The following is a 9,294-nucleotide window of genomic DNA, read 5'->3' on the forward strand; positions in this document are numbered from 1 at the left end:
CTGATGACTGACCAAGCGCCCGCTATCGACCAACTGCTGAAAAACCTCGATCACGCCATGCTCGCCGACCGCCACCGCCTGCGGCGGCAGCTGCTTGAGCTGCGCAAGAAACCCGATGAGGAAAAACTTGCGCAGTGGGTGACGCGGATGCAGGCCTCCTGCGCCCAGGTGACGGCGCGGCGCGCCAGCCTGCCGGTGATTCGCTATGACGACAGCCTGCCGATCGCCGCCAAGCGTGACGAGATCAAGGAAGCGTTGCTCAAGCATCAGGTGCTGATCATTGCCGGTGAGACCGGTTCGGGTAAAACCACCCAGTTGCCGAAAATCTGCCTGGAAATCGGCCGCGGCCAATACGGCCTGATCGGCCACACCCAGCCGCGGCGGATTGCGGCGCGCAGCGTAGCGAGCCGGGTCGCGGAAGAGTTGGCGACGCCGCTGGGTTCCCTGGTGGGTTATCAGGTGCGGTTTGAAGACCAGAGTGATTCCAACACCCTGATCAAGCTGATGACCGACGGTATCCTGCTGGCCGAAACCCAGAACGACCGCTACCTCGAACGCTACGACACGATCATCGTCGACGAAGCCCACGAACGCAGCCTGAACATCGACTTCCTGCTGGGTTATCTGAAAACCCTGCTGCCGCGTCGCCCGGATCTCAAGGTCATCATCACCTCGGCCACCATCGACCTGGAGCGCTTTTCCAAGCACTTCGACGATGCGCCGATTGTCGAGGTGTCGGGCCGCACCTTCCCGGTGGAGACCTGGTACCGCCCGCTGACCCTGGAGCAGGACGAGGAGGGCAACCGCGTCGAGGACGACCTGACCGTCGACCAGGCGATTCTCGCCACCCTCGATGAGATCGCCGCCTTCGAGCGCAGCGAGCGCAAGAGCCCCGGCGATGTGCTGGTGTTCCTGCCCGGCGAGCGCGAGATTCGCGACGCTGCCGACATGCTGCGCAAGGCCCAGCTCAAGCACACTGAAATCCTGCCGCTGTATGCGCGCCTGTCGCCGGCGGAGCAGCAGCGGATCTTCCAGTCGCACCCGGGCCGGCGTGTGGTGCTGGCGACCAACGTCGCGGAAACCTCGCTGACCGTGCCAGGCATTCGTTATGTGATCGACAGCGGCACCGCGCGCATCAGCCGCTACAGCTACCGGGCCAAGGTGCAGCGACTGCCGATCGAGGCGATTTCCCAGGCCAGTGCCAACCAGCGTAAAGGCCGGTGCGGGCGGGTCGAACCCGGTATCTGCGTGCGCTTGTACAGCGAAGAGGATTTTATCGGGCGCCCGGAATTTACCGACCCCGAGATTCTTCGCACAAACCTCGCGGCCGTAATCCTGCAGATGCTGCACCTGCGCCTGGGCGAGATCACCGATTTCCCGTTTATCGAGCCGCCGGACGGCAAGGCCATCAGCGACGGTTTCAACCTGCTGCAAGAGTTGTCCGCCGTTGACCGCAACAGCCAGCTGACACCGATGGGCCGCCAGTTGGCGCGTCTGCCGGTGGACCCACGCATGGGCCGCATGTTGCTGGAGGCGGCCAAGCTTGGCAGCCTGCAGGAAGTGCTGATCGTCGCCAGCGCCATGTCGATCCAGGACCCGCGCGAGCGTCCGCCGGAGCGCCAGCAAGCCGCCGACCAGGCTCACGCACAATGGAAGGACGCGGATTCGGACTTCGCCGGGTTGGTGAACCTGTGGCGTGGTTTTGAAGAGCAGCGCCAGGAATTGACCGCCAGCCCGCTGCGCAATTGGTGCCGCAAGAATTTCCTGAACTACCTGCGCCTGCGGGAGTGGCGTGACTCCCACCGCCAGTTGAGCCTGATCTGTCGCGACATGCAGTTGACCGTCAACAAAGAACCGGCGGACTTCCCCAAACTGCACAAGGCGGTGCTGTCCGGCCTGCTCAGCCAGATTGGCCAGAAGACCGAAGAGGGCGATTACCTCGGCGCGCGTCAGCGGCGTTTCTGGATTCACCCGTCGTCGGGTATTGGCAAGAAGCGTCCGCAATGGCTGATGACCGCCGAACTGGTGGAAACCACCAAGCTGTACGCGCGGATGGTGGCCAAGATCGACGCCGACTGGATCGAGCCGTTGGCCGGGCACCTGATCAAGAAAAACCACTTCGAACCCCATTGGGAAAAGAAGCGCGGCCAGGTGGTGGCGTTTGAGCAGATCACCCTGTTCGGGTTGATCATCGTCGGGCGCCGGCCGGTGCATTACGGGCCGATTGATCCGGTGACGTCCCGCGAGCTGTTTATCCGCGAAGGCCTGGTGCGCGGCGAGATCCAGTCCCGGGCCCGCTGCCTGACGGCCAACCAGCAATTGCTGGAGCAGCTCGACGAACTGGAAGCCAAGGCCCGCCGCCGCGACATCCTGGCAGACGAAGAAACCCTGTACGCCTTCTACGACGCGCGCCTGCCCGCCGAGATCCACCAGACTGCGACCTTCGACAGTTGGTACAAGGTCAACAGCCAGAAAGACCCGCAGCTGTTGATCATGCGCGAAGAAGACGTGCTGGCCCGCGAGGCCAGTGAAGTCACCGCCGCCCATTACCCCGACACCTTGCACCTGGGCGACCTGGCCCTGGCCTTGAGTTATCACTTCGAACCCAACCATCCACGGGACGGTGTGACCCTGCGCGTGCCGGCGCCGCTGTTGCCGGCCTTGCCACCCGAGCGCCTGGAATGGCTGGTGCCGGGTGTGATCGAGGCCAAGTGCATTGCCCTGGTGCGCAACTTGCCCAAGGCCCTGCGCAAGAACTTCGTGCCGGTGCCGGATTTCGTCAAGGCGGCGTTGCAACGTATCGAGTTCGGCCAAGGCTCGTTGCCTCAGGCCTTGGGGCGTGAGCTGCTGCGCATGACCGGGGCACGGGTCAGCGATGAAGCCTGGGCCGAGGCTGCGCAGCAGGTGGAGAGCCACCTGAAGATGAACCTGGAAGTAGTCGACGGCCAGGGCAAGTTCCTCGGTGAAGGCCGCGACCTGGCCGAGTTGACCGCGCGTTTCGCCGAGGCCAGCCAAGCTGCGTTGGCGGTGCCGCAGACTGCGAAGAGCCAGCAGCCGGTGGAGGCCAAGGTGTTCGCGGCGGTGGCCGAGAAAACCCAGCAAAACATAGCCGGGCTTTCGATGACGGTGTATCCGGCCTTGGTCGAAGAAAACGGCACGGTCAAGGAAGGGCGTTTCTCTACCGCTGCCGAGGCTGAGTTCCAGCACCGTCGAGCCTTGCAGCGCCTGCTGCTGCAACAACTGGCCGAGCCGGCAAAGTTCCTGCGGGGCAAATTGCCGGGCCTGACCGAGTTGGGGTTGATGTACCGCGAGCTGGGGCGTATCGAAGCCCTGGTGGAAGACATTCTGTTGGCCAGCCTCGACAGTTGCGTGCTGGAAGGCGAAGCCAGCCTGCCGCGGGACGGCGCCGGCCTGGCCGCCCTGGCCGAGCGCAAGCGTGGCAGTTGGACCGAGCACGCCGAGCGCCAGGCGCGCCTGACCCTCGAAATTTTGAAACTGTGGCATGGCCTGCAAAAACGCTTCAAGGGCAAGATTGACCTGGCCCAGGCGGTGGCGCTGAATGATATCAAGCAGCAACTGAGCAATCTGGTGTATCCCGGTTTCGTACGGGAAACTCCGGCGCAATGGTTCAAGGAACTGCCGCGCTTCCTCAAGGCCATCGAGCTGCGCCTGGAGAAATTGCCAAGCCAGGTGCAGAAGGACCGGGTCTGGAGTACCGAGTTGGGCGGCTTGTGGAGCCAGTATCAGAACCGCCTGAACAAACACGCCCAGGAAGGCAAGCGCGACCCTCAGCTGGAGCTGTATCGCTGGTGGCTGGAGGAATACCGGGTTTCGCTGTTTGCCCAGCAGTTGGGCACCAAGGTACCGATTTCCGACAAGCGCCTGAGCAAGCAATGGAGCCTGGTCGAAGCGTGACCGACGTGCGGCAAGCAACTGTGGCGAGCGAGCTTGCTCGCTCGCCACAGGGAAGGTGTTTGCGCGGGATAGGCGCCAAGTGTCCGATGTTGTGGCAAACTTCGCGGTTATAAATGCCGGGATCGTCGAGTTGGGCTGGTGCAGCCGTGGCGCGATGGAATAAAGCGTTTCCAGTTTGAAGGCCGCTGGGCGGCATAAAACTACTTACGGTTTGGTACGACGGTACCAATACCCTTCTGCCTGAACAGATTTAGAGGAACGACCGTGCATAACGTCGTCATCAGCGGCACAGGCCTGTACACCCCGGCCAACAGCATCTCCAACGAAGAGCTGGTGCAGTCTTTCAATGCTTACGTGCAACAGTTCAACCTGGATAACGCCGCCGCCATTGAACGCGGTGACGTGGAGGCCCTGACCGAATCCAGCGCCGCCTTTATCGAGAAGGCCTCGGGCATCAAGAGCCGCTTTGTCATGGACAAGGCCGGCATTCTCGACCCGCAACGCATGGCGCCACGCCTGCCCGAGCGCTCCAACGACGAATGGTCGATCCTCTGCCAGATGGCCGTCAGTGCTGCCGAGCAAGCCTTGCAGCGCGCCGGCAAGACCGCCGCCGATATCGACGGTGTGATCGTCGCCTGTTCCAACCTGCAGCGGGCGTACCCGGCGATTGCCATCGAAGTCCAGGAAGCGCTGGGTATCCAGGGTTTTGGCTTTGACATGAACGTGGCGTGTTCCTCGGCGACCTTCGGTATCCAGAACGCCGCCAACAGCATCCAGCTGGGCCAGGCGCGGGCTATCCTGATGGTCAACCCGGAGATCTGCACCGGCCACCTGAACTTCCGCGACCGCGACAGCCATTTCATCTTTGGCGATGCGGCCACCGCCGTGATCCTGGAGCGGGCCGACCTGGCCACTTCCGAGCATCAGTTCGATGTGGTGAGCACGAAGTTGCTGACCAAGTTCTCCAACAACATCCGCAATAACTTCGGCTTCCTCAACCGCGCGGCGGAAGAGGGGATTGGTGCCCCGGACAAGCTGTTCGTGCAGGAAGGCCGCAAGGTCTTCCGTGATGTCTGCCCGATGGTCGCCGAGTTGATCGGCAAGCACCTGTCGGAAAACCAGCTGAATGTTGGCGATGTGAAGCGTTTCTGGCTGCACCAGGCCAACCTCAGCATGAATCACCTGATCGTGAAGAAACTGCTGGGCCGCGAGGCTTCTGTGGAAGAGGCGCCGGTGATCCTCGATACTTACGCCAACACCAGTTCGGCGGGTTCGGTGATTGCGTTCCACACCTACCAGGACGACTTGCCCAAGGGCGCTGTGGCTGTGCTTAGCTCGTTTGGCGCAGGGTATTCGATTGGTAGCGTGATCCTGCGCAAACGCTGATCATGTTTTGAAATCGAGGTCTTGAATGGCAGCAGCGGACGACGCGCACCTGCTTGAACGATTGCTCAAGGGTGAGCAGCGGGCCTACAAGGAGTTGGTCACCACTTACCAGAGCGCTATGCGCGCGGTGGCCTATGCCATTGTTGGCCAGCGCCATGCCGACGAGGTGGTGCAGGACGCCTGGCTCTCGGTGGTGCGCAACCTGGCGAAATTCGAGGGGCGTTCCAGCCTCAAGACCTGGCTGCTGACCATTACTGCCAACTCGGCAAAGGGCCGCTACAAGCAGAACCGCCGGGAAGTACTGCTCGATGACTTGCCGGCGCCCCATGGCACCATCGGTGATGATCGCTTTGTGCCCGAAGATGGCCACTGGGCCGTCGCGCCGTTTGCCTGGCACCAGGACACGCCCGAAGCCCTGCTCACTGAAGACGAATTGCGTAAATGCCTGGAGCACACACTGGCCAGTCTTTCCGAGCTGCAAAGCAGCGTACTGCTGCTGCGTGAGCGCCAGGGGCTGGAGTTGGAGGAGATTTGTAATCTTCTGACGCTATCGCTCTCCAATGTTCGTGTGCTGTTGCATCGAGCACGGCTTAAAGTCTTCGCCACGGTGGAGCATTTTGAGGAAACCGGCGAATGTTGACCTGTAAGGAACAAGTGGCACGTTCCAGTGACTATCTCGATGGGCAACTGACCTTTCGCGAGCGCCTGCTGGTGCGCCATCACCTGATGTTCTGCCCCAACTGCCGGCGCTTTATCCGGCAGATGCGCTTGATGCAGGCGACGCTGAAGATCCTGCCCGAGCCGCCTATCGCCGATGTTGATGCGTTGGCCGAACGCCTGGCCGCCGAGCGCTCCCGCGACCAATAATATCCATCACTTTTCACACTGAAACGAAGCCCGCATCGATAAAAGATGCGGGCTTTTTTTTGCTCAAAAAACAACCAAGATGAAAAATATTTCATTTTTCATGGGTGTTTTTACATTTTGTATCATCTGCCCTTTTTACCAGTTTTCAGGGCTGGAGCCTTGATTTACATAGGCTCTTGCTTATTTCGAATGGCTATTAAAAAGTTCCCAAGTAACAAAATCTTTATGTTCCGGCAACCCAGCTGAAATATCCCCTCGCCAAGATCGCCCCCCAACACCAGCGGCTCTAAACCGCGTGTTTTACCAATGCACAAGACCATCAATTAGGGGAATTCTTCGATGATCCGCAAGCACTTCGCCGGTTTCTCGGCCAGCGCCTTGGCCCTGGCCGTCACCGCCCAGGCTTTCGCCGGTACTGTCACTACTGACGGTGCCGATATCGTGGTCAAAACCAAGGGCGGCCTTGAGGTTGCAACCACCGACCAGAATTTCAGCTTCAAGCTGGGTGGTCGTTTGCAGGCCGATTACGGCACGTTTGATGGCTTTTACACCAAGAATGGCAACTCGGCTGACGCCACATACTTCCGACGTGCCTACCTCGAATTGGGCGGCACGGTGTACAAGGACTGGAAATACCAGATCAACTACGACTTTTCCCACAACTCCGGCAATGCCGATGATGGCTACTTCGACGAAGCGTCCTTCTCGTACGTAGGCTTCAAGCCAGTGGTGATCCGCGCGGGTCGTTTCGACCAGGACTTCGGCCTGGAAAAAGCCACCAGTTCCAAATGGGTGACCGCCATCGAGCGTAACCTCGGTTATGAAGTCGCCGACTGGATCAACTCCCACGAGAACGGCATGGGCCTGCAGGTCAGCGCCGTGGTGGCTGACATGGCCTACCTGTCCTCCAGCGTGTCGTCCAAGGACATCAACGACAAGGACGGCAAAGGCGTGAAGCAGTTCAACGGCCGTGCCGTGTTTGCGCCGATGCACGACAGCGGCAACGTCTTGCACCTGGGTGTGGACGTGGCGGTGCGTGACCTGAAGGACACCTCGTTCGACTCGCGGATCCGTCCTCGCCTGGACGCTCGTGGCGTTGCCACCAACGGCGGTAACGATGCCGGGGCCAACGGCAACCGTGCGACCTTCGGCGGCGGTGTAGGGCTGGACTCCGGCAACCTGACCGCGAACGACGCCTACGACACCGACACGGTGTTCGGCGGCGAATTTGCCTTCGCCCGCGGTCCGCTGTCCCTGCAGGCCGAATACCTGAACCGCAAGATGAAGGCCGACAGCAGCGCTTATCAGGATGTGAAGGCCACGGGTTTCTACGGCCAGGTGGCCTACACGCTGACCGGCGAGTCCCGGGTCTACAAACTCGACGGCGCCAAGTTCGACACCATCAAGCCGCAGAACAAGCAGTTCGGTGCGTGGGAAGTGTTCTACCGCTACGACAACATCAGCGTTGACGACAAAAACGTGGTGCGTAACAGCGCGACCCGTGAAGTGGGTGACGCCAAGGCAAGCCTGAACACCATCGGTGTCAACTGGTACGCCAACGAAGCGGTGAAGGTGTCTGCCAACTACCTCAAGGTCAGCACTGACAAGATCCAGAACGCCAATGGCGACGACAGCGGCGACGCCATCGTGGCCCGCGTGCAGTACGTGTTCTAGGCAACCTGTAATACCGCTCCAAAGCGCTCTTTCTTCATCCGTCAAAGCGCTCCTCATTTGGTTTGCCCCGCCGTTTGGCGGGGCTTTTTTTTGCGCCGTGTCCTGTAGGCGCGAGCTTGCTCGCGAAGAACCCGAGATCACCGCGTTCTGTCAGAATGGTCGCGTTGTCGTTAACGATCATCGCGAGCACGCTCGCTCCTACACAAAGCCGTGACCGTCGGGGAATGGGATGCCGTTACAACGTTTGAATAACCTGTCCGAGATTGCGCCCGATGAATGGAACGCGTTGGTCCCCGTCGATCAGCCGTTTCTGCGCCATGCGTTCCTCAGTGCCCTGGAAGACAGCGCCAGCATCGGCCCGCACTCCGGCTGGCAGCCCGAGCATTTGCTGCACTATGAAGGTGGACGGCTGATTGCCGCGTTGCCCAGCTATCGCAAATGGCATTCCTATGGCGAGTACGTGTTCGACCACGGTTGGGCCGATGCCTGCGAGCGGGCGGGCATCGACTACTACCCGAAATTGCTGACGGCCGTGCCCTTCAGCCCGGTCAGCGGCCCGCGCCTGTTGGCCGCCAGCGCCGAGGACGGTTTCGAATTGCTTAAAAGCCTGCCCGGTTACCTGGAAATCGAAGGCCTTTCCAGCGCCCATATCAACTTTACCGACGCCCTGGCGGACACCGCACTGGCCCGGCAGCCGGGTTGGCTGCAACGCCTGGGCTGCCAGTTTCATTGGCAAAACCGCGGCTACCGCGACTTCCAGGACTTTCTCGACGCGCTGAGTTCGCGCAAGCGCAAACAGATGCGCAAGGAGCGCGAGCAAGTGGCGGGGCAGGGCATCGATTTCGAGTGGCTGCAAGGTCATGAGTTGAGCGAGGCGCAGTGGGATTTTGTCTACGCCTGTTACGCCAATACCTACGCCATACGCCGACAATCGCCGTACCTGACCCGGGCGTTTTTCAGTCTGCTGGCCGAGCGCCTGCCCGAGGCGATTCGCGTGGTGCTGGCCAAGCAAGGCTCACGGCCGGTGGCCATGGCCTTCAGCCTGATCGGCGGCAACAGTTTTTATGGGCGTTACTGGGGCTGCCTGGCCGAGTTCGACCGGCTGCATTTCGAGACTTGCTTCTACCAAGGCATGGATTACGCGATTGCCCATGGCCTGCAGCGTTTCGACGCCGGCGCCCAGGGCGAGCACAAGTTGATTCGCGGGTTTGAGCCGGTGATCACGCACTCCTGGCATTACCTGCGACACCCGGGATTGAAGACCGCCGTGGCGGATTTCCTGGAGCGCGAAAGCGTGGGGATCCTGGCGTATGCCGAGGAGGCGAGGACAGCCCTGCCTTATCGGCAGGGCTGAATACCGTATGGGGGGCGAAGCAATTGTGGGAGCTGTCGAGCCTTGGCGAGGCTGCGATGCAGGCGCTGCGGTGTGGCAGGTACAGCGCGGTGATCCCA

The 9,294-nt window shown here is 61.0% G+C and carries 7 protein-coding genes; 6 read left to right on the forward strand and 1 reads right to left on the reverse strand.

The window, feature by feature from the left end:
- The first annotated feature begins 3 nt into the window (after window positions 1–3).
- From hrpA to HX869_RS13945, 5 genes are all read left to right on the forward strand, one after another.
- Window positions 4–3,915: an ATP-dependent RNA helicase HrpA gene (hrpA, locus tag HX869_RS13925; protein WP_008437986.1), complete on the forward strand. Its 3,912-nt coding sequence runs from the start codon at window positions 4–6 to the stop codon at window positions 3,913–3,915.
- Between the two features lie 264 nt (window positions 3,916–4,179).
- On the forward strand, window positions 4,180–5,301 hold the full coding sequence (locus HX869_RS13930) for a beta-ketoacyl-ACP synthase III (protein ID WP_003210699.1): 1,122 nt from the start codon (window positions 4,180–4,182) through the stop codon (window positions 5,299–5,301).
- 25 nt (window positions 5,302–5,326) lie between these two features.
- Complete coding sequence (locus HX869_RS13935) at window positions 5,327–5,941, forward strand: RNA polymerase sigma factor (protein WP_003210700.1); 615 nt, start codon at window positions 5,327–5,329, stop codon at window positions 5,939–5,941.
- Complete coding sequence (locus tag HX869_RS13940; protein ID WP_003210701.1) at window positions 5,935–6,168, forward strand: anti-sigma factor; 234 nt, start codon at window positions 5,935–5,937, stop codon at window positions 6,166–6,168. Before HX869_RS13935 ends, HX869_RS13940 begins: the two co-directional genes overlap by 7 nt.
- Before the next feature lie 339 nt (window positions 6,169–6,507).
- Window positions 6,508–7,842, forward strand: a complete 1,335-nt coding sequence (locus tag HX869_RS13945) for an OprO/OprP family phosphate-selective porin (RefSeq protein WP_178903213.1) — start codon at window positions 6,508–6,510, stop codon at window positions 7,840–7,842.
- Between the two features lie 34 nt (window positions 7,843–7,876).
- On the opposite strand, the gene HX869_RS31545 is transcribed toward HX869_RS13945, so the two are convergent.
- A complete protein-coding gene (locus HX869_RS31545; RefSeq protein WP_157222855.1) occupies window positions 7,877–8,032 on the reverse strand; it encodes a hypothetical protein in 156 nt (51 codons plus the stop codon).
- A 39-nt stretch (window positions 8,033–8,071) separates the two neighbouring features.
- On the opposite strand from HX869_RS31545, the gene HX869_RS13955 reads away from it, so the two are divergent.
- Complete coding sequence (locus tag HX869_RS13955; RefSeq protein WP_178903214.1) at window positions 8,072–9,196, forward strand: GNAT family N-acetyltransferase; 1,125 nt, start codon at window positions 8,072–8,074, stop codon at window positions 9,194–9,196.
- Window positions 9,197–9,294 lie beyond the last annotated feature (98 nt).

The sequence above is a fragment of the Pseudomonas sp. P7779 genome, assembly GCF_013386315.1.
GTDB lineage: Bacteria > Pseudomonadota > Gammaproteobacteria > Pseudomonadales > Pseudomonadaceae > Aquipseudomonas.

Coding starts and splice junctions, on each gene's coding strand:
- hrpA (WP_008437986.1), top strand. CDS start 4: ATGACTGACCAAGCGCCCGCTATCGACCAACTGCTGAAAAACCTCGAT.
- HX869_RS13935 (WP_003210700.1), top strand. CDS start 5,327: ATGGCAGCAGCGGACGACGCGCACCTGCTTGAACGATTGCTCAAGGGT.
- HX869_RS13940 (WP_003210701.1), top strand. CDS start 5,935: ATGTTGACCTGTAAGGAACAAGTGGCACGTTCCAGTGACTATCTCGAT.
- HX869_RS13945 (WP_178903213.1), top strand. CDS start 6,508: ATGATCCGCAAGCACTTCGCCGGTTTCTCGGCCAGCGCCTTGGCCCTG.
- HX869_RS13955 (WP_178903214.1), top strand. CDS start 8,072: ATGCCGTTACAACGTTTGAATAACCTGTCCGAGATTGCGCCCGATGAA.